23 protein-coding genes are annotated in these 19,771 nt (G+C 62.1%); 13 read left to right on the forward strand and 10 right to left on the reverse strand.

The features are described from left to right. Positions 1-3: 3 nt before the first annotated feature. Positions 4-1,515, reverse strand: coding sequence for a leucyl aminopeptidase (locus ABDB84_RS15870; RefSeq protein WP_345920732.1), 1,512 nt, complete (start codon positions 1,513-1,515; stop codon positions 4-6). A 110-nt stretch (positions 1,516-1,625) separates the two neighbouring features. Between ABDB84_RS15870 and lptF the strand changes: the two genes are divergently transcribed. Both lptF and lptG read left to right on the forward strand, forming a co-directional pair. Next, a complete protein-coding gene (gene lptF, locus ABDB84_RS15875; protein WP_345920733.1) occupies positions 1,626-2,699 on the forward strand; it encodes an LPS export ABC transporter permease LptF in 1,074 nt (357 codons plus the stop codon). A 36-nt stretch (positions 2,700-2,735) separates the two neighbouring features. Beyond that, entirely contained in the window at positions 2,736-3,809 is a 1,074-nt protein-coding gene (gene lptG / locus ABDB84_RS15880; protein ID WP_345920734.1) for an LPS export ABC transporter permease LptG, read from the forward strand. Between the two features lie 15 nt (positions 3,810-3,824). On the opposite strand, the gene ABDB84_RS15885 is transcribed toward lptG, so the two are convergent. Genes ABDB84_RS15885 through ABDB84_RS15905 form a run of 5 tightly spaced genes read right to left on the reverse strand, consistent with a single transcriptional unit; the run spans position 3,825 to position 6,280 of the window. Next, positions 3,825-4,241 carry a GNAT family acetyltransferase gene (locus ABDB84_RS15885; RefSeq protein WP_345920735.1) on the reverse strand — a complete coding sequence of 139 codons (417 nt, stop codon included), beginning with the start codon at positions 4,239-4,241 and terminating at the stop codon, positions 3,825-3,827. A gap of 2 nt (positions 4,242-4,243) precedes the next feature. Continuing rightward, positions 4,244-4,726: an RDD family protein gene (locus ABDB84_RS15890; RefSeq protein ID WP_345920736.1), complete on the reverse strand. Its 483-nt coding sequence runs from the start codon at positions 4,724-4,726 to the stop codon at positions 4,244-4,246. Continuing rightward, on the reverse strand, positions 4,723-5,283 hold the full coding sequence (locus ABDB84_RS15895) for a DUF3106 domain-containing protein (protein WP_345920737.1): 561 nt from the start codon (positions 5,281-5,283) through the stop codon (positions 4,723-4,725). The genes ABDB84_RS15890 and ABDB84_RS15895 overlap by 4 nt, the downstream gene beginning before the upstream one ends. Continuing rightward, positions 5,256-5,657, reverse strand: coding sequence for a DUF3619 family protein (locus ABDB84_RS15900; RefSeq protein WP_345920738.1), 402 nt, complete (start codon positions 5,655-5,657; stop codon positions 5,256-5,258). Before ABDB84_RS15900 ends, ABDB84_RS15895 begins: the two co-directional genes overlap by 28 nt. Beyond that, positions 5,654-6,280: an RNA polymerase sigma factor gene (locus ABDB84_RS15905; RefSeq protein WP_345920739.1), complete on the reverse strand. Its 627-nt coding sequence runs from the start codon at positions 6,278-6,280 to the stop codon at positions 5,654-5,656. Before ABDB84_RS15905 ends, ABDB84_RS15900 begins: the two co-directional genes overlap by 4 nt. Positions 6,281-6,440: 160 nt before the next feature. Here ABDB84_RS15905 and ilvB point away from each other — a divergent pair, with 160 nt between their 5' ends. From ilvB to ABDB84_RS15930, 5 genes are all read left to right on the forward strand, one after another. Continuing rightward, on the forward strand, positions 6,441-8,144 hold the full coding sequence (gene ilvB, locus ABDB84_RS15910) for a biosynthetic-type acetolactate synthase large subunit (RefSeq protein ID WP_345920756.1): 1,704 nt from the start codon (positions 6,441-6,443) through the stop codon (positions 8,142-8,144). Between the two features lie 13 nt (positions 8,145-8,157). Then, a complete protein-coding gene (gene ilvN / locus ABDB84_RS15915) occupies positions 8,158-8,649 on the forward strand; it encodes an acetolactate synthase small subunit (protein ID WP_345920740.1) in 492 nt (163 codons plus the stop codon). A 104-nt stretch (positions 8,650-8,753) separates the two neighbouring features. Further along, on the forward strand, positions 8,754-9,770 hold the full coding sequence (ilvC, locus tag ABDB84_RS15920; RefSeq protein WP_345920741.1) for a ketol-acid reductoisomerase: 1,017 nt from the start codon (positions 8,754-8,756) through the stop codon (positions 9,768-9,770). 79 nt (positions 9,771-9,849) lie between these two features. Then, positions 9,850-10,629 (forward strand): CDP-diacylglycerol--serine O-phosphatidyltransferase, encoded by a 780-nt coding sequence (pssA, locus tag ABDB84_RS15925; protein ID WP_345920742.1) that lies wholly within the window; start codon positions 9,850-9,852, stop codon positions 10,627-10,629. A 19-nt stretch (positions 10,630-10,648) separates the two neighbouring features. Beyond that, positions 10,649-12,193 carry a 2-isopropylmalate synthase gene (locus ABDB84_RS15930; RefSeq protein WP_345920743.1) on the forward strand — a complete coding sequence of 515 codons (1,545 nt, stop codon included), beginning with the start codon at positions 10,649-10,651 and terminating at the stop codon, positions 12,191-12,193. A gap of 31 nt (positions 12,194-12,224) precedes the next feature. On the opposite strand, the gene ABDB84_RS15935 is transcribed toward ABDB84_RS15930, so the two are convergent. Further along, positions 12,225-12,671 (reverse strand): DUF2069 domain-containing protein, encoded by a 447-nt coding sequence (locus tag ABDB84_RS15935; RefSeq protein WP_345920744.1) that lies wholly within the window; start codon positions 12,669-12,671, stop codon positions 12,225-12,227. 66 nt (positions 12,672-12,737) lie between these two features. Between ABDB84_RS15935 and ABDB84_RS15940 the strand changes: the two genes are divergently transcribed. After that, positions 12,738-13,976 carry a YihY family inner membrane protein gene (locus ABDB84_RS15940; RefSeq protein WP_345920745.1) on the forward strand — a complete coding sequence of 413 codons (1,239 nt, stop codon included), beginning with the start codon at positions 12,738-12,740 and terminating at the stop codon, positions 13,974-13,976. A 6-nt stretch (positions 13,977-13,982) separates the two neighbouring features. On the opposite strand, the gene ABDB84_RS15945 is transcribed toward ABDB84_RS15940, so the two are convergent. Then, positions 13,983-15,473 (reverse strand): hypothetical protein, encoded by a 1,491-nt coding sequence (locus tag ABDB84_RS15945; RefSeq protein WP_345920746.1) that lies wholly within the window; start codon positions 15,471-15,473, stop codon positions 13,983-13,985. Positions 15,474-15,657: 184 nt separating this feature from the next. Here ABDB84_RS15945 and rpsP point away from each other — a divergent pair, with 184 nt between their 5' ends. The 5 genes from rpsP to erpA all read left to right on the forward strand — a co-directional run bounded on the left by rpsP (position 15,658) and on the right by erpA (position 18,199). Continuing rightward, a complete protein-coding gene (gene rpsP, locus ABDB84_RS15950; protein WP_345920747.1) occupies positions 15,658-15,909 on the forward strand; it encodes a 30S ribosomal protein S16 in 252 nt (83 codons plus the stop codon). A gap of 19 nt (positions 15,910-15,928) precedes the next feature. Then, a complete protein-coding gene (rimM, locus tag ABDB84_RS15955) occupies positions 15,929-16,450 on the forward strand; it encodes a ribosome maturation factor RimM (RefSeq protein ID WP_345920748.1) in 522 nt (173 codons plus the stop codon). Between the two features lie 10 nt (positions 16,451-16,460). Beyond that, positions 16,461-17,228 (forward strand): tRNA (guanosine(37)-N1)-methyltransferase TrmD, encoded by a 768-nt coding sequence (trmD, locus tag ABDB84_RS15960; RefSeq protein WP_345920749.1) that lies wholly within the window; start codon positions 16,461-16,463, stop codon positions 17,226-17,228. Positions 17,229-17,336: 108 nt separating this feature from the next. Continuing rightward, entirely contained in the window at positions 17,337-17,705 is a 369-nt protein-coding gene (gene rplS, locus ABDB84_RS15965; RefSeq protein WP_345920750.1) for a 50S ribosomal protein L19, read from the forward strand. A gap of 143 nt (positions 17,706-17,848) precedes the next feature. Then, the gene (erpA, locus tag ABDB84_RS15970; protein WP_345920751.1) at positions 17,849-18,199 is read left to right on the forward strand and encodes an iron-sulfur cluster insertion protein ErpA; all 351 of its coding nucleotides are present in this window, start codon (positions 17,849-17,851) and stop codon (positions 18,197-18,199) included. Between the two features lie 47 nt (positions 18,200-18,246). Here erpA and ABDB84_RS15975 read toward each other — a convergent pair whose 3' ends face one another. After that, the gene (locus ABDB84_RS15975) at positions 18,247-19,362 is read right to left on the reverse strand and encodes an anhydro-N-acetylmuramic acid kinase (protein WP_345920752.1); all 1,116 of its coding nucleotides are present in this window, start codon (positions 19,360-19,362) and stop codon (positions 18,247-18,249) included. Positions 19,363-19,411: 49 nt separating this feature from the next. Next, positions 19,412-19,771 (reverse strand): hypothetical protein (locus ABDB84_RS15980; RefSeq protein WP_345920753.1); only part of this gene is annotated, 360 nt, incomplete at its 5' end.

A 19,771-nucleotide genomic window follows, 5' to 3' on the forward strand; every position in this document is an offset into this window, starting at 1 on the left:
CGCTCAGGCCTTGGCGCGGGCGATCAGGAAATGCGTCAGCAGCGGCACCGGGCGACCGGTTGCGCCTTTTTCCGCACCGGAGCGCCAGGCCGTGCCAGCGATGTCCAGGTGCGCCCACTTGTAGGCCTTGGTGAAGCGCGACAGGAAGCAGGCGGCAGTGATGGTGCCGGCCGGTGGGCCACCGATGTTGGCGATGTCGGCGAAGTTGCTCTTGAGCTGATCCTGGTACTCGTCGAACAAGGGCAGCTGCCAGGCGCGGTCGCCACAGGTGGTGCCGACCTCCAGCAGTTCGCGGGCCAGGGCATCGTCGTTGCTCATCAGGCCCGAAGTTTGGTGGCCCAGGGCGGTGATGCAGGCGCCGGTGAGGGTGGCGATGTCGATCACCGTGTCGGGCTTGAAGCGCTCGGCGTAGGTCAGCGCATCGCAGAGGATCAGGCGGCCTTCCGCGTCGGTATTGAGGATTTCGATGGTCTGGCCGGACATCGAGCGCACCACGTCACCGGGGCGCGTGGCATTGCCAGCCGGCATGTTCTCGGTGGCCGGGATGATGCCCACCAGGTTGAGCGGCAGGCCGATCTGCGCAATCGCCTTGAGCGTACCGAGCACGGTGCCGGCGCCGCACATGTCGTACTTCATCTCGTCCATGCCCAGGCCGGGCTTGAGCGAGATGCCGCCAGTGTCGAAGGTAACGCCCTTGCCGACCAGCACGATCGGTGCGGCGGCGGCCTTGCTGCGCGACTTGGCTGCACTGGCCGGCGCGCCGTTGTATTCGATGACGATGAAGCGCGGCGGCTCGGTGGCGCCCTTGGCGACGGACAGGAAGGAGCCCATGCCGAGCTTCTCGATGCCGGCGCGGTCGAACACGGTGACCTTGAACTTGTACTGGCGGCCCAGCTTCTTGGCCGTCTCGGCAAGATAGCTGGGCGTGCACACATTGGCCGGCAGATTGCCCAGGGTGCGCGTCAGGGCGATGCCTTCGGCAATCGCCGCGCCTTCGGCCACGGCAGCCTTGGCGGCATTGTCGCTGCGTCCGACAAGCAGGAATTCAAGCTTGCGGACGCCGCTCTTGCGCGGCTCGGGCTTGGCGCGCGGCACGTCGAATCGGTAATCGGCATCGCCGATCAGCCATGCCGCATTGCGCAGGGTGGCGGGCAGATCGCTCTCCGGCGGGATCGCGTCGGTGATCGCCACCGCCGCATCCGCCGCATGGGCGTTCGACAGCCAGCGCCCGACGCTGCTGAACGCTGCGCGCGCAGCCTTGTCCGAGTAATCGGCCTGCTTGCCCAGGCTGACCAGCAGCACGCGCTCGGCGGCGACGCCCTTGAGCACCGGCAATAGCAGCAGACTGCCGACCTTGTGTTCGAGGTCGCGCTTGGCCAGACGGGCCAGTTCGCCGCCACTGGCGGTATCGACGGCTTGAGCCTGGGCACCGAAGGCTTTGTCGGCAAAGCAGGGCAAGACCAGGCAGGCTGTCTTGAGTTTTTCGGGGGTGCTGGCTTTTATGCTAAATTCCATGAGCTTTTCCAATTAAGAACCGACGCTGGCGTTTGCGAGGATGCAGTTTGACAGCATTATGTCCGCAGGCTTCCAGCGCAGTCAAAACCAGAGTCCTCTGACCTGCCTCCATGAGCATCTTCCGCCGCGCAGCGATGCGCGAGTTCGCCTCCACCGCCGGTGCCATTTCCGTGGCCCTGCTGTTCATCCTGATGACCGTGGTGCTGATCCGCTTGCTCGCGCAAGCCGCTGGCGGGCGCGTGCCGGCCGATGCGCTGCTGGCGCTGATCGGTTTCTCGACGCTCAACCACCTGCCCATCGTGCTGGCGCTGGCGAGCTTCGTCGCGGTGCTGATGTCGATGGGGCGCAGCTATCGCGATTCCGAAATGGCGGTCTGGTTCGCCTCGGGCGTGCCGCTGACCGCCTGGATCTGGCCGACCCTGCGTTTCGTGCTGCCGGTGGCGGCGGTGGTCGCCGGCCTGTCCTTCTTCCTTTCGCCCTGGGCGCAGCAAAAAGCGGCCGAGTATCGCAAGCGCCTCGATACGCGTGACGAAGTGACGCGCGTGGCGCCGGGCGTATTCCGTGAATCGGTCGATTCGCGCCGGGTGTTTTTCGTCGAGACCCTCGACGAGAAGGCCGGCCGCGTGCGCAATGTGTTCATCAGTGCCGTGCAGAACGGCAAGCAGAACATCACCGTGGCGGCAGAAGGCACGATACGCACCTTGCCCGATGGCGAGCGCTTTGTCGTGCTGCAGAACGGCCGCCGCTACGAGGGCGAGCCGGGCCAGGCGGACTACCGCGTGCTGCAATTTGAGCGCTATTTGCTGCGGATTGAACCCAAGGAGATGAGTGCCGTCGAACACACGCCGGCGGTGGCGCCAACCATCGAGCTGTTCGCCAGCGACAACAAGGCCAGCCGTGGTGAGCTGGTGCGGCGCATTGGTCTGCCGGTGGCGACCATTCTCCTGGCGCTGCTGGCGATTCCCTTGTCGTTTGCCAATCCGCGTGCCGGGCGGACCAATAACCTGATCTTCGCGGTGCTGATTTTCACCGTCTACTTCAATCTGCTGGGCGTCGCGCAAGCCTGGGTGACGCAAGGCAAGCTCGGTCCCAACGAGGGAACCTGGGGTGTGCACGGCGTGATGCTGCTGCTCTTGCTGCTGATGTTCTTCCTGCGTCTGGCGCCCTGTGTGCGGCGCAAATAGGTTGTGCCGCGTGAATGCTGATCAGAAAGTGATGTCTTGAAAACCCTCAGTCGTTACCTGCGTCGAGAGATCGTGCTGGCCAGCTTGCTGGTCTTGCTGTCCTTTGTGGCGCTGTTCGCATTTTTCGATTTTCTCGGCGAGCTTGATCAGGTGGGTCGCAGCTCCTACCAGCTCAAGCATGCCTTGATCTATGTGCTGCTGACCATTCCCAGCCGTGCCTACGAGATCATGCCGATTGCCGTGCTGATCGGCGGCCTCTACGCGCTGACCCAGCTGGCGCGGCATTCCGAACTGACGGTGATGCGCGCGGCCGGTGTGTCGACGATGCGCATGCTGGGTAGTCTGATGCGCGTGGGGTTGTTGTTCGTTGTGGTGACCTTTGTGCTCGGCGAATATGTCGCACCGCCGCTGGAGCGGGTGGCGCAAAAGTGGCGCCTGCGTAGCACCAATGCCAGCGTGCCGGCCGATCTGCGCACCGGTGTGTGGTTGCGTGACAAACACAGCTTCGTCAATGTACGCAAAGCTCAGCCGGACGCGGCCATCGAAGGTGTGCGGATTTTCGAGCTGGATGATGCTTACCGTCTTCGCTCATCCAGTCAGGCCGAGCGTGGCGAATACAAGCGTGGCCAGGGCTGGACCTTGTTCAATGTGGTGCAGACGCATTTTGAGGCGGATCGCACCGAGGTGCAGCGTTTTGCCAGCATGCCCTGGGATTCCGAACTGACGCCGGACATGCTCAGCCTGATGATGGTGGCGCCCGAGCGCATGGCGATCAGCAGTCTCTACGAATACGTCAGGCATCTCGAAGACAACCGCCAGCGTACCGGACGCTATGGTCTGGCCTTCTGGAAGAAGCTGATCTACCCCTTCACCGCCCTGGTCATGCTGGGCCTGGCCTTGCCGCTGTGTCTGGGCAGTCAGCGTTCGGGCAGCGTCAATGCGCGGGTGATGCTCGGTGTTTTCCTCGGCATGGGTTTCTACCTGCTCAATGGCTTGTCGTCCAATCTGGGTGTCATCAATGGCTGGCCGCCCATTCCGACGGCAGCAGCGCCCAGCATGATGTTCCTGCTGGCAGCGCTGATTATGTTGCGCTGGGTGGAACGACGCTAGGCTGATGCCGGGCGCTCAGTCAGCGATCAGGCGTTTGCCCAAGCTGATCGCCTCGTCCGGCAGGTAGCCGAGCTTGCGGTAGAAGGCGAGCACCTGGGTATTGCTGCTGCGTACTTGCAGATTGAGCTTGGGGCAGCCCATGGCGGTCAATTGCCGCTCGATTTCGTCCATCAGCTGGCGGCCCAGAGACTGTTGCTGCCGCGCCGGATCAACCGCCAGGTAATTGACCCAGCCGCGATGCCCGTCAAAGCCGGCCATCGCCGAGGCGACGATCTGTTCATCGATGAGGCCGACCAGGAACAGCTCCGGCTGTACCGTGAGCTTGCGCTGGATGTCCTTGTGCGGATCATTCCAGGGCCGCAGCAGGCCGCAGGCCTGCCACAGCGCAATCACCGCCGCCTCGTCGGGCAGCGCAAAAGGGCGGATCAGCATGTTCAGCGGGGGGTGCTGCGTGGTGGATCAAAAATCACGCAGGTGCCGGCCGCCCGGTCGTGCAGGAACTGGCGTTCGCGATCAACAAAAGCGGCCCACAGAATGCCGACACCGCTGACGATCAGCAGCAGCGAGGGCCAGGCCATTACGTAGCGGATGAGGCATTGCTGCAGGCTGGGCGGGCGCCCCGTGCGCGCATCGACCAGCTGCAGGCGCCAGGTCTGCATGGCTAGACTCTGACCCAGCTTGTACCAGACAAAGACGAAGTAGGCGCCCATCACGCTGAACAGCAGCAGCCATTCGATGCTGCCGGAGACATTGATCCCCAGGCCATGCAGGGCGACCAGCGGCGCGAACCAGAACACCGCGCCGACGCCGAAACTCGGCAGACTTTCATAGAGCATGCAGGCCAGGCGGCGCCGTAGCGACGCCAGTTCGACGGCAGGCAGGGTGCCTGCCGGAAGTGTGCCGGCAGGGGCGTTCATTTGGGCGCGCTGGCGGCGTCCGGCGCCTTGGCCGGCTTGCGCGAAGGCTTGACGATATGCGGTGCGACGGCCAGCGGCTTGGGTGTCTGCTTACCCGCGAGCGGGGCGCTGCCGGCGGCAGGGACTTTCGGCGTCGGCTTGGGCGCGGCCTTGAGGGCGCGCTTCTGCTCTTCGGGCAGGGCCTCGTACTCACGCCATTTCTGTTCCAGCAGCTGGCGTTCTGCGGGCGAGGTGCTGCGCAGTTTCTTGTATTGCTCGCGGGCTTTTTCGCGTTGTTCCGGGGTGAGCTTGGACCAGTCAGCCATGCGCTCACGCACATTGTTCTGCTCGGGCGGGCTCATCCGCGGGTAGCGGTCGGCAATGCCGATCCATTTGAGGCGGCGCAGTTGCGAGAAGCTGTTCCATTCCGCCTGCAGGGGCTTGAGCAATTCACGCTGCGCTGGCGTTAGCGCCGCCCAGTCGGGTGCTGTGGTAACCGTGGCGCCGGTCGCTGCCCAGCCTGCTGCACTAAACAGCAGGACGAGGCCGATCAGCGCTGCGCGGAGGAACTGAGCCATGTATCGAAGCCGCGGTCCAAGTAGGCGTTGATGGGCAGGTCGTCAGCGAGCAGGCCGCTGTCGACTTCTTCGAGCTCCGAGATGTGCTCGATCGAGCCGAAGTAGTCGCCGCAGAAAATGAAGGCCAGCAGCGCCAGCGCAGCCAGCATCGGGCGCAGGTAATCGGCACCGAAATTCATCGCGTTGCGACCAAAGCCTGCCAGCGATAACACGCCAGCCGTGTTCGTATGACGTGCCAAGGCGGCCTGACGGGCGGCAAAGAGGCGCTCGGCCGTGTCTTTGTCCAGCGTGGCCGAGGCTGCATTGAGCTTGTTGCGCAGCTTGTGCGCAAACAGCAGTTCTTCCTGATTGTCTGGTTCAAAGTAGGTGCTCATAGCACGATCCCTTTACTGCGTAATGCGGCAGACAGCGTGTGAACAGCCCGGGAGCAGTGTGTCTTCACACTGCCCTCCGAGCATCCCATCGCGGCAGCTGTCTCGGCGATGTCCATTTCCTCCCAGTAACGCATGAGGAAGGCTTCGCGTTGACGTGCCGGCAGTTTTTCTATTTCGCGCTCGATCTGGGCCAGGGTTTCGTTCTGCTGGTACTGGCCGTGGGGTGTATCCGTGTGCTTGGAGTCGTCGGCGCTCTCAAGAGTTTCAAGTATGTCAAAGTCTTCTTCATCCTCCTCGCGGGAAAAGGCTGAGAACAGGCTGACCCAGGTGCTGCGCACCTTGTGGCGGCGGCCGTGATCACGGATGGCGTTCTGCAGGATGCGCTGGAACAGCATCGGGTATTCGGTCACCGGACGCTGGCTGTATTTGTCAGCCAGTCGCATCATCGACTCTTGCACGATGTCCAGCGCCGCCTGCTCGTCACGCACCGCGTACTGAGCTTGCTTGAAGGCGCGTCGTTCGACCGAGGCCAGAAAGTCCGACAGTTCAGCGCGGGAAGACAGGGTTTTACCTTTGTTCCAGATGGATTGCGGCCGTGCAACGAACGCTTGCGCCTTGACCAAAGCTGCCGCGGCCGGTAACTTAGCGGGTTCTTTTGAGTCGGGTCGCTTCGGCTACACCTTGGTTTGCCTTGGCAAACATGCGTGTGCGGCAGTTCTGTGAAGCCCCGGCTTGCCTGAAACCTGTATATCTAAGCGTGAGAACGGCGGAAATTCAATGGCAATGGTTCTGACGGGTGCCGAGATTGTAGTGAGGTGTCTTCAGGAAGAAAAGGTCGATTACGTATTCGGCTATCCTGGCGGCGCAGTCCTCTTCATTTACGACGAATTGTTCAAGCAGGACAAAGTACGTCACGTACTGGTCCGTCATGAGCAGGCTGCCGTGCACGCGGCGGACGGTTATTCGCGTTCGACCGAGCGCGTCGGCGTGGCGCTGGTGACCTCCGGTCCCGGCGCGACCAATGCGGTGACCGGCATTGCCACGGCTTACATGGATTCGATCCCGCTGGTGATCATCAGCGGCCAGGTGCCGACTGCGGCCATTGGTCTGGACGCCTTCCAGGAAGTCGACACAGTGGGCATCACGCGTCCCTGTGTGAAGCACAACTTCCTCGTCAAGGACGCCAAGGACATCGCCGACACGATCAAGAAGGCGTTCTACATCGCACGTACTGGCCGTCCCGGCCCGGTGCTGGTCGACATTCCCAAGGATGTTTCGGCGCAGACGGCGGAGTTCGTCTATCCCGAGACCGTTTCGCTGCGTTCTTACAACCCGACGGTCAAGGGCCATCACGGCCAGATCAAGAAGGCGGCGCAGCTGCTGCTGGAAGCCAAGCGGCCGATGATCTATTCCGGCGGTGGCGTGGTGCTCTCCAATGCCTCCGAGCAGCTGACCCGTCTGGCGCGTGCTCTGGGTTTTCCGGTGACCAATACGCTGATGGGCCTCGGCGCTTACCCAGCCTCGGACAAGCAGTTTGTCGGCATGCTCGGCATGCACGGCACCTACGAAGCCAATATGGCGATGCATCACTGTGATGTGCTGCTGGCGGTCGGTGCGCGTTTTGATGACCGCGTGATCGGCAATACCGCGCACTTCCAGGCGGAAGCGCGCAAGATCATTCACGTTGATATCGACCCCTCGTCGATCTCCAAGCGCGTCAAGGTCGATGTGCCCATCGTTGGCGACGTCAAGGAAGTGCTCGAAGAGCTGGCTCGCCTGATTGACGCTGAAAAGCTCAATCCCGGCAATACCGAAGCCTGGTGGCGCCAGATCGGCGAGTGGCGTGACAAGAAGAGCATGGAGTTCAAGAACTCCGATGAAGTCATCAAGCCGCAGTTCGTCGTGCAGAAACTCTGGGAAATCACCGGCGGCGATGCCTTCGTGGCCACCGACGTCGGCCAGCACCAGATGTGGGCGGCGCAATACTATGGCTTCGACAAGCCGCGCCGCTGGGTGACCTCCGGCGGTCTGGGCACGATGGGCTTCGGCCTGCCCGCCGCGATGGGGATCCAGCTGGCCAATCCGGACAAACCGGTCGCCGTGATCACCGGCGAAGGCTCGATCCAGATGTGCATCCAGGAACTGTCCACCTGCAAGCAGTACCGCATTCCGCTGAAGATCATCTCGCTGAATAACCGCTACCTCGGCATGGTGCGGCAGTGGCAGGAGTTCTTCCATGGCAACCGCTACTCGGAGTCCTACATGGATTCCCTGCCCGATTTTGCCAAGCTGGCAGCCGCCTACGGCCATATCGGCATCCAGGTGACCAAGCCGGCGGATGTCGAGGGCGCACTGCGCGATGCCTTCGTCAAGCACAAGAACGAGCTGGTGTTCATCGACTTCCAGGTCGATCCGACCGCGAATGTCTTCCCGATGGTTCAAGGCGGCAAGGGCCTGACCGAGATGATCCTGGCTGAAGACCTGTAAGAGACAACACACCATGCGACATGTCATTTCCCTCTTGCTCGAAAACGAAGCTGGCGCGCTCTCGCGCGTAGCCGGCCTGTTCTCGGCACGTGGTTACAATATCGAATCCCTCACCGTGGCGCCGACGGAAGATCCCTCGCTGTCACGCATGACCATCGTGACATCCGGCTCCGATGAAGTCATTGAACAGATCACCAAGCAGCTCAACAAGCTGATCGAAGTGGTCAAGGTGGTGGATCTGTCCGAAGCACCGCACATCGAGCGCGAGCTCATGCTCATCAAGCTGCGTGCGGTGGCCAAGGATCGCGATGAACTCAAGCGCCTGGCCGACATCTTCCGTGGCCGTATCGTCGATGTCACCGAGTCCAGTTATGTTGTCGAGCTCACCGGTACGCAAGACAAGCTCGATTCATTCATCAACGCGATCGACCAAGGCCTGATTCTCGAAACCGTGCGCTCCGGCGCCACCGGGATCGGGCGCGGCGACCGCATTCTTAAAGTCTAGTGAGTGGGGCGTAGGGCGTTGTGAGTGGCGCAGTATCGACGCTGTTGTTGATCTCCGACTCTCAACTCCCGACTCTCGACTCTCATCTTCTACAAAGGAAAACCATGAAAGTCTATTACGACAAGGACGCCGACCTCTCCCTGATCAAGGGCAAGCAGGTCGCCATCATCGGTTACGGCTCGCAAGGCCATGCACACGCACAAAACCTGCGCGATTCGGGCGTCAACGTGGTCGTTGGCCTGCGCAAGGGCGGTGCTTCGTGGAGCAAGGTCGAAGCCGCTGGCATCAAGGTTCTGGAAGTCAATGAAGCCGTCAAGGCGGCTGACCTCGTCATGATCCTGCTGCCGGACGAGAACATCCCCGACGTCTACAAGAACAACGTCGAGCCCAACATCAAGCAAGGCGCCACCCTGGCCTTCGCCCACGGCTTCAACGTGCACTACAACCAGGTCGTGCCGCGCGCTGACCTCGACGTGATCATGATCGCGCCGAAGGGCCCGGGCCACACCGTGCGTTCCGAATACCTCAAGGGTGGCGGCGTGCCGTCCCTGATCGCGATCTACCAGGACAAGTCCGGCAAGGCCAAGGACATCGCCCTGTCCTACGCTGCTGCCAATGGCGGCACCAAGGGTGGTGTGATCGAGACCGACTTCCGTGAAGAGACCGAAACCGACCTGTTCGGCGAACAAGCCGTGCTGTGTGGTGGCGCTGTCGAACTCGTGAAGATGGGCTTCGAGACCCTGGTCGAAGCCGGCTACGCGCCGGAAATGGCCTACTTCGAGTGCCTGCACGAACTCAAGCTGATCGTTGACCTCATGTACGAAGGCGGTATCGCCAACATGAACTACTCGATCTCCAACAACGCCGAATACGGCGAGTACGTGACCGGCCCGGAAGTCATCAACGCCCAGTCCCGCGAAGCCATGCGCAATGCTTTGAAGCGCATCCAGACCGGTGAATACGCCAAGATGTTCATCCAGGAAGGCAAGACCAACTACCCGTCGATGACGGCGCGTCGTCGCCTCAACGCCGTGCATCCGATCGAAACGGTCGGCGGCACACTGCGTTCGATGATGCCTTGGATTTCCAAGAACAAGCTGGTCGACCAGTCGAAGAACTAAGACCTAGCAAGCTCATCGCTGCCGGCCGCCTGGTCGGCAGCCGATGAGGTTTTGATGGCAGTAAAAAAGGAGACGTGCAGTGTCGAACGATGAAGTGGTTGCGGGTCGTCCCGAAAGTCGTCGTCGCGGCATTTACATCCTGCCCAACCTGTTCACCACGGCAGCACTGTTCGGCGGTTTCTACGCCATCGTGCAGGCCATGAACGGGCGCTTTGAACATGCCTGCGTGGCCGTGTTCATCGCCATGATTCTTGATGCGCTCGACGGTCGTGTCGCGCGCCTGACCAATACCCAGAGTGCATTCGGTGCCGAGTACGACTCGCTCTCCGACATGGTGTCCTTCGGCGCAGCGCCCTCGCTGGTGATCTACGAGTGGGCGATGCGCGATCTAGGCAAGCTGGGCTGGATCGCCGCATTCATCTACTGCGTCTGCGCAGCACTGCGCCTGGCGCGTTTCAACACCAATATTGATGTTGTCGACAAGCGCTTCTTCCAGGGCTTGCCCAGCCCGGCTGCAGCGGCGCTGGTGACCGGCTTCGTGTGGGTGATGATCGACAACAACATTGCGGGCCAGGCAGATTTCCTCGGCCTGTCGATGCCTTATCTGGCCTGTGCGATCACCGCGTTTGCCGGTATCAGCATGGTGACCAATGTGTTCTTCTACAGTGGCAAGGACTTCAACCTGCGCAAGAGCGTGCCCTTTGCGGCAGCCATCGTGCTGGTGATCATCCTGCTGCTGGTCTCTTCTTATCCGCCGGGCGTGCTGTTCGGTGTATTCGTCTGCTACGCGCTCTCGGGGTACGTGATGGCGGCCTTGCGGCGCGTGCGCAAGCGCGGGCCGCGCCAGCCCTCGGCCTGAAGCTGACTGGAGTTCTGCCATGAAAGACCAACTCGTCATATTCGATACCACGCTGCGCGACGGTGAGCAAAGCCCCGGCGCCGCCATGACGCGTGAAGAGAAAGTGCGCATCGCACGCCAGCTGGAAAAAATGCGCGTCGATGTGATCGAAGCGGGTTTTGCTGCGGCGTCGAATGGCGATTTCGAGTCGATTCGTGCGGTGGCCGAAGCGGTGAAGGACTCCACCGTCTGCTCGCTGGCGCGCGCCAACGAGAACGATATCCGCCGTGCCGGCGAGGCCATCAAACCGGCGAACTCTGGCCGCATCCACACCTTCATCGCCACCAGCCCGATCCACATGGAGAAGAAGCTGCGCATGACGCCCGATCAGGTCGTCGAGCAGGCAGTCAAGGCCATCGGCTGGGCGCGCGAGTACACCGACAATGTCGAGTTCTCGGCCGAGGACGCTGGCCGTTCCGAGATCGATTTCCTGTGCCGCATTTTCGAGCAGGTCATCAAGGCCGGCGCCAAGACCATCAATGTGCCGGACACCGTCGGCTACAACATGCCCGACCAGTATGCGGCCCTGATCCGCAGCCTGATCGAGCGCGTGCCCAATAGCGACCAGGTGGTGTGGTCGGTGCATTGCCACAACGACCTGGGTCTGGCCGTGGCCAATTCCCTGGCGGCCGTGGTGGCTGGTGCGCGTCAGGTCGAATGCACGATCAATGGTCTGGGTGAGCGCGCCGGCAATGCGGCGATGGAAGAAGTGGTGATGGCCGTGCGCACGCGTGGCGACTTCTTCCCGGTGACCACGCGTATCGATACCACGCAGATCGTGCCGGCTTCCAAGCTGGTCTCGCAGATCACCGGCTATCCGGTGCAGCCGAACAAGTCGGTGGTCGGTGCCAATGCCTTTGCGCATGAGTCCGGCATCCACCAGGATGGCGTGCTCAAGCACCGCGAAACCTACGAAATCATGCGTGCTGAAGATGTGGGCTGGAGCGCCAATCGCCTGACGCTGGGCAAGCTCTCCGGCCGCAACGCCTTCCGTTCGCGCCTGCAGGATATCGGCATCACGGTCGAGTCCGAAGAGCAGCTCAATATCGCCTTTGCGCGCTTCAAGGCGCTGGCCGACAAGAAGCAGGAAATCTTCGACGAAGACCTGCATGCCCTGATGTCCGACGAAGAAGTGACGCCGGCGCAGGAGTTCTTCAAGCTGATTGCCTCCAGCGTGCATTCGGAGACCGGCGAGACGCCGCAAGCGGCGATCACCGTGCAGCTTGGCGGTGTTGAGCAGCGCGCCGAAGCGAACGGTTCGGGCCCGGTGGATGCGATCTTCAAGGCCATCGAGCTGATCGCCAAGAGCGAAGCGCAGCTGCTGCTCTACTCGGTCAATGCAATCACCTCCGGCACCGACGCGCAGGGCGAGGTGACCGTGCGCCTGGCGCGCAATGATCGCGTGGTGAACGGGCAGGGCGCGGATACCGACATCATCATCGCTTCGGCCAAGGCCTATATCAATGCCCTTAACCGCCTGCACGACTCCACGCAGCGCGTCGATCCGCAAGGCGAGACGGTCTGAGTCGCGACCTCGGCGTCGCGTCTTGGCGCGACTAAGGTTCGCTGCGTGTGGTCTGAATCGGCCCGTCGCGGCCTTGTCGTGACGGCGCTGAGTACCAGGAAAAGGCCAGGCAGGTGGCGAACATCAGCAGGCTCAGTGCAGTCTCGATGCCGCCGAGCGTTGCCGACAGGCCCTTGTCACTCGTCGCACGCACCACGCCTTCGGTGAAGTACAGCAAGATCGCCAGACTCATCCACTGAAAGGTGTAACGCCGCCCGTAGAGCATGCCGCGCAGGGCGGCCAGCAGGGGCAGCACCTTGAGCACCAGCCACGAGCCGCCCGGCCGCAGCGGTGCCAGACCGAGCTCCCAGGCAAGGCCCAGGGCGATCAGCGCGAGCAGGCAGAACAGCGCCGTGTAGCGTGCCAGTTCGAGTATGCCAGCCGTATGGCTGCCGGGACGGTCCGGTTCAGGGCTATGCTTGCGGGGCTGGAGCGTCATGCTCTGATTTCTTTTTTTGGCTGGATGGCTCCGCATTATAGGGCGGAGGCCTCATGGAGACCCGAGATGCCGCAATCGCCGCAACGCGATCCGACGAACACGCTACTGCAGGACGCACGGGAGTTGTGGCAGCGCATGCGCGCCAAGGCCACCGAGGCGCGCATTGCACAGACGGCGGGCAGCCTGACCTTCACGACGCTGCTGTCCCTGGTGCCCTTGCTGACCATTGTGCTGATGCTGATGTCGAAGTTCAGCCAGTTTGCAGATCTGGGCAGCGGCTTGCGTGGCTTCCTGCTCGACAATCTCTTGCCCGACCGCGCCGGCAAAGTCATCGCCACCTATGCCGTGCAGTTCAGCCAGAAGGCCTCCAACCTCACCCTGGTCGGCACGGCCATGTTGCTGGTGACGGCGGTCATGCTGCTGCAAACCATCGACCAGACGCTCAACAGCATTTGGGGCATCCGTCGGCCGCGGCCCTGGTGGGTGCGCATGCCGACTTACTGGCTGATCCTCACCATCGGCCCCTTCCTGCTGGCGGCCGGCATCAGCGCCCTCGGGCAGCTGGTCAATAGCTCGCTGGGCATGGTCGATGAGCCGTCCTGGGTCGCCTCCAGCGTGCATGCCTTGATGCCTGCTGTCCTGCTGTGCGGCTTGTTCAGCTATCTGTTCCACAAGGTGCCCAATCGGCCGATGGCCTTGCGCCATAGTGTGATAGGCGGTGTCGTAGCGGCGATCGGGGTGGCGCTGGTGCAGCGTCTGTTCGGCTTGTATCTGGCCAAGCTGCCGAACTTCACCCTGATCTACGGCACCTTTTCGGTGGTGCCGATCTTTCTGGTGTGGCTCTATTTCACCTGGGTTGCGGTGCTCACCGGTGCGGTGGTGGCGGCTGTCCTGCCTGACTTCCAGAAGCGCTTCAACTTGCTGCCGGAGACGCCTTCCGGCCGCATCCATGCTGCCTTGCGCCTTGTCGTGGCGCTGGCTGAGGCGCAGCAGCAGGGGCGGGCCAGTGCGCTGAGCCTGTTGGCCGAGCGCAGCGGGCAAAGCCAGGTGGGCGCCGAGCAGATGCTCGACGACATGCAGCTGGCCGGCTGGGCGCTGCGTACCGAGGATGGCGACTGGGCCCTCAGTCGTTCGGCACACAGCCTGAGTCTGGGTGATGTGATGGCCTGGCTGGCGCTGGGAGGCGGGCCCGAGCCGGATGCCGGCATCGAGGAGCAGCGCGTCATTCGCCATGCGCTGGCCCGCCTGCGCAGCGCGCTCGATGCGCCGGTCGCTTCGCTGCTCGAAGATGAGGCCAAAGCCTGAGCGCGCTTAAAGCGGGTAGGGGTCGATCTCGAACTGGAACAGCTCGATGCTCGCTGTTTGCATGTCCAGACTGAGCAGTCGCCCTTGTGCGACATACAGCCGATCTACATCCGAAACCAGGGAAAAGCGTCGCGATGTGTAGGTACCGGCCGGGGCCAGCACGGCCTGATGCTGACGCAGCACGGGGAGGACCGGAAGTACCAGGGCATCGACCATCGGCGCGCGGCGTACATCGCCATTGCGGAAGCCGACCTGCACTGGCGCCGCACCATGGGAGACGATCTGCAGACCCATCTCGATCTGGTCTGGCCCCTCGCTGCGCAGCCAGCGCACCACGCAAATGCTCCATACCTCCTCGGCTGTGCGACGCAGGGCGACGGCAGCGCCGGCGGATAAGCCCGGTCCGGCGCCACGCACCAGCATGATGGCGTAGCCGCCTGGGCTCTCGTTGACCACCTCCCAGGATGACAGTGGCGCGGCTTCGCTGCCCCGGCGCAGCAGTTGCCAGATGCCGGCCAGGCCGACGCAGGCCTCGATGCGGTAGCTTTGCGCACGGCGCGGATATTCACGCTTGGGGGCGGCATGCCAGCGCTGGCGCAGATTGCTCAGCAAGCTGGCTGGATGTACGCCGGGCAGGCGTTCGCTGCGCTCAAGCTCCGGTGTCTTGCGCCCACCCTCATGACGGCTGAGCAGTTCGGAGGCGCGCCGCGCCAGAGGCAGGCTGGAGAAAAACAGCAGACGCGTCAGTTCAGGGGGCGCACGGCGCGCGCAAGCCTGGGGCTCGGCGCCTTTGAGCAGATCGATCCAGTACCAGGTGCTGTCGAGCGGTTCGGGCGCCGTGTCCTGCAGATTGAGCAGGCCGCAGGTGCGGGTGATGAACTCGGCCGACCAATCGAGTTCGCCGGCCGACAGGCTGTGCGGGTCCAGCGTGCCCAGCGCCAGCAGGCGCTTGTAGTTGAACAGCGAGGTTTCCGCCGGACTGCTCTCCTCAGGGGCACTGTCATTCTCAGAGTGGGACAGCTCGTACAGCTCATGCGCTCTGCGCCAGATCAGGAGCTCGGGCTCTCGCCCGGCTTGGCAGCTGATGATGTAGTACTCAAACAGCAGGCGCAGGGCGCGCGCCGAGGCTGTCTCGTTGAGTCGTCCCCGTGTGCGCAAGGCCGTGCGGCCCGCTTCGGCCAGTACCTGTCCGAAGCCCTCGGCAATCTGCAGCAGGCTGGCCGTCAGGCGGGCGCTGCTCGTTTGCCATTCAGTGCTGAGTGGCAGTTGCGCGCCACGCAGGGCATCGCGGACATTGCCGGATAACTGCAGGGCCCGGCTATAGAAGAGTTCGATGCAGCGGTGAAATTGCGCGCGGCTGATGCCCGGCTCATGCAGGGTGTCCAGATGCTGCGCCAGGGCCTCTGTCTGTGCGTGCAGATCGCCGGACATCGGCGCGGTCAGCCATTGGATGATGTCGTCTGCGGGGGCTGGCTCGGGCAAGTCTTCAGCTGACATGGGCAATCCGCAAGGAGGTTGGCTTGGCAATCGAGCCTATTGTAAAGGCTTGGCGCGGCTTCTGAGCGGCGCTTGGCGCGGAGCGGGCAGGGGCTCGCGCATCTCTTCGCAGCTTTAGCTTGAGTTACTGGCGGCTTTCTCCTAGAATGCTTGGTTTTTCCGATTCCGCGACAGGAACCCAATCATGGTCGTAATCCGTCTTTCCCGTGGTGGCGCCAAGAAGCGCCCCTTCTTCAACATCGTTGCCACCGATTCGCGTAACCGCCGTGATGGCCGTTTCATCGAGCGCGTGGGCTTCTACAACCCGGTTGCTTCGGGTGCTGAGACCAGCCTCTCGGTCAATGCCGAGCGTCTGGCTTACTGGCAACAACAAGGCGCTCAGCTGTCGCCGACGGTTGCTCGTCTCGTCAAGCAAGGCGCCAAGGCTGCCGCTTGATCGCCTGGCGGAGCGCGCCATGATTGTGCTGGGGCGCATCGTCACACCGCACGGTGTGCGGGGCGGCGTCAAGATCCATCCCTTCGGGGACGATCCGCTGTCCTGGGGCAAGATGATTTATTGGTGGCTGGGGCGTAATCCCGAGTCCACTGATGAAGCTGACTGGAAAGCCTATCGTCTGCTGAGCTTGCGCGAGCAAGGCAGCAGCCTGGTGGCCAGTTTTGATGGCGTGCCAGACCGCAGCGCGGCCGAGCAGCTCGATGGCTTGTTCATCGCAGCGCCGCGTGAAGATCTGCCACGGCCCGGCTTTGATGAGTACTACTGGGGCGATCTGATCGGCCTGACGGTGCTCAACACGGCAGGCGTCAATCTGGGCGTCGTCAGCAAGTTGCTGGAAACCGGTGCGCACGACGTGCTGGTGATGGAATACGGTGAGGCAGAGGCCAAGGGCGAGCGTTTGATTCCCTTTGTGGCTGCGTTCATCAAGGATGTGAATCTCAAGACACGCGAGATTCTCGTGGAGTGGGAAGCGGACTGGTAGGCACGGCCTCATGAATGCAGTGAAGCCACGCTTTGATGTCATCACGCTGTTTCCCGAGATGTTCGCCGCGTTGCGCGAGCATGGCATCTCGCGGCGCGCGCATGAGCGCGCGTTGTGGGCCTTGCACTGCTGGCAGCTGCGTGACTTCACGACAGATGCACATCGCACGGTCGATGACCGGCCCTACGGGGGCGGTCCCGGCATGGTGATGTTGCCGGCGCCGCTGGAGCGTGCCATCAACGCGGCGCAGGCCGCGCAGCTGGCCGACAAGGGGCGCGTGGGGCGGGTGCTGTACCTGTCGCCGCAAGGCCGTCCGCTGACGCACGAACGTGTGCTGCAGCTGGCGCAGGAAGACGCGCTGACCTTGCTCTGCGGGCGCTATGAAGGCGTCGACCAACGGCTGATCGACCGTTGCGTGGATGAGGAAGTATCGATCGGGGATTTTGTCGTATCGGGCGGTGAGCTTCCCGCCATGCTGCTGATGGACGCCATCGTCCGCCAGCTGCCCGGGGCGCTCAATGATGCGGATTCGGCGGTTGAGGATTCGTTCGCGGCGGGCTTGCTCGATTGCCCGCACTACACGCGACCCGAAGTGTTTGCGGATCAGGAAGTGCCGGCGGTTCTGCTGTCCGGCAACCATGCGGAAATCCGGCGCTGGCGGCTCAAACAGTCGCTGGGCCGAACCTGGCTCAAACGGCCCGACCTGTTGCAGGGGCGGGTCTTGAGCCGCGAAGAAATGCAACTGCTTGAAGCTTTCAAGCGGGAGCAAGGCACGTAGCCGCAAGGCTGCGTAGAAGAAAAGCATGTATCAGGTGGCGACCTGCTCTGCATGTGAGGCCGGTAAACACACTCGGCCACCACTATTGATGAAATGGAGTTACGCGACATGGCAAATATCATTCAGCAACTTGAGCAAGAAGAAATCGCCCGTCTGGGCAAGACCATTCCCGAATTCTCGCCCGGCGACACCGTCGTCGTGCAAGTGAAGGTGAAGGAAGGTAACCGCGAGCGTCTGCAAGCTTACGAAGGTGTCGTGATTGCCAAGCGCAACCGCGGCCTGAACTCCAGCTTCATCGTCCGCAAGATCTCTTCCGGCGAAGGCGTGGAACGTACCTTCCAAAGCTACTCGCCGCTGGTTGCCAGCATCGAAGTCAAGCGCCGCGGTGATGTCCGCCGTGCCAAGCTGTACTACCTGCGTGATCGTTCCGGCAAGTCGGCACGTATCAAGGAAAAGCTGGTGGCACGCAAGGCCTGAGTGCTTTGACTCCGCAAACGCCTCGCTCTGCGAGGCGTTTTGCATTGAAAAATCTGATCTTGCCCCCACATGAAGTTCATTGACGCCTGCATGAGCCGGTTCGATAATGAATTCATCCCCTTTGTTTTCTAGGAGCGCCCAACATGAACGCTGTCACCGAGTTGCCTGATCCGCTGGTCTTCACCGACAACGCGGCCAACAAGGTCAAAGAGTTGATCGAAGAAGAGGGCAATGCCGAGCTCAAGCTGCGCGTGTTCGTCTCGGGCGGCGGCTGCTCCGGCTTCCAGTACGGCTTCACCTTCGATGAAGAAACCAACGAAGACGACACCGTGCTGAGCAAGAACGGCGTCACCCTGTTGATCGATGCGATGAGCTACCAGTACCTGGTTGGCGCAGAGATCGATTACACCGACAGCCTCGAAGGCTCGCAGTTCGTCATTCGCAATCCGAATGCCACCACCACCTGCGGCTGCGGTTCGTCCTTCTCGGTCTGAGTCGCTCGATCAAGCTGTACTCAAAAAGGCGCCTGCGGGCGCCTTTTTCACGCCGGGTAGATGGCGCCCAGCAGGCGTAGCCCGGCGGCTCCGGTGACTTCCGGCAGGTTGCCGGGCAGGCGATGCCACAGACGGTAGGCCAGCCAGGCAAAGGCGAACGCCTCCAGCCAGTCGCCCGGCACGCCCAGCGCATCGCTGCGCTCGACGATCACGCCAGGCAGGTGCTGCGCCAGGCGTTCGCGCAGAAAATCATTCCGCGCGCCGCCGCCACAGAGCAGCAGGCGTTCCGGCGCCCCATACCAGGCCTTGATGGCGCTGGCTGCGCTGAGTGCAGTCAGTTCCGCCAGAGTCGCCTGGACATCCGCCGCCGCTTCCTTGCCGCCTAGCTGGGTTGTCAGCCAGGCGAGCGAAAATTCCTCGCGTCCGCAGCTCTTGGGTGGTGTCGCCGCAAAAAACGGATGACTCAGGCAGCGTGCCAGCAGTGCCTCATCCGCCTGCCCACTGCGGGCCCATGCGCCGTGCGCATCAAAGCGCTGTGCGCGGTGCTGCTGACACCAGGCGTCCATCAATAGATTGGCGGGGCCGGTATCAAAGCCGATCACTGGCGCGCCGGGTTTGAGCTGCGTCACATTGGCGATGCCGCCCAGGTTGAGTACGGCGCGGTGTTCCTGTGCATCGCCGAGTACGCATTGGTGGAAGGCGGGTACCAGCGGCGCGCCCTGACCGCCCGCTGCGATATCGCGGCTGCGGAAGTCCGCTGCCACACAGATATCGGTCAGCTCTGCGAGCAAGGCCGGTTGTTGCAGCTGCACGGTGTAACCGTCCTGCGGGCGATGGCGTACGGTCTGGCCGTGGCAGCCAATCGCCTGGATCTCCTTGGTGGTGAGCGCAGATTGGTCGAGCAACTGCTGCGTAGCCTCCGCATACAGGCGTGTCACTGCGACCGAGGCCTCCTGAGCAAGACGCAAATCATCAAAGCCGGGGGCATTGAGCGCCAGTAGTTGTGCGGCCAAGTCCTGCGGCATGGGAATCGAATGCGAGGCGAGCAAGCGTGGGGCCGCAGAAAAGTCGGCAAGCACCACATCGATGCCATCCAGGCTGGTCCCCGACATAATTCCTATGAATAGCTCTGACACGATCTTGCTCCTTGGCTGATCTGTCATCTTACAAGAGCTTGTGCACGCCTGATTTCTGGCTTGAAAGCACGGGCATTCATGCGGCGCACCAATTGAGACAGTTTTTTTGCACTAACTTGGGTTTTTTGTGACAGAAGGCTTGACGAGATGTGCGTGGTTGTCCATAATCTCGCTTCTCTGCTGCTACGGCAGCGGGGCGAAGAAAAGGCTGTTCAAGCTGTTGTTTTGCAAGAGAAATTTTCTTGCTAAGTACTGAGAAATAAATTTCGAAAGTGCTTGACTCCTTGAATATAGCGTGTAGAATTCGCCCCTCGCTAAACGAGATGCAGCGTAAGCAGCAGCGGTTGGCGGTAAAGAATAAGGCAGTAAAGCTCTTTAAAAATGTGACAACCGATAGGTGTGGGTGCTTGGTCTTTGGTTGGGTTTCTGTCTTCGG

This window comes from Uliginosibacterium sediminicola, assembly GCF_039631295.1.
In the GTDB taxonomy this organism is placed as follows: domain Bacteria; phylum Pseudomonadota; class Gammaproteobacteria; order Burkholderiales; family Rhodocyclaceae; genus Viridibacterium; species Viridibacterium sediminicola.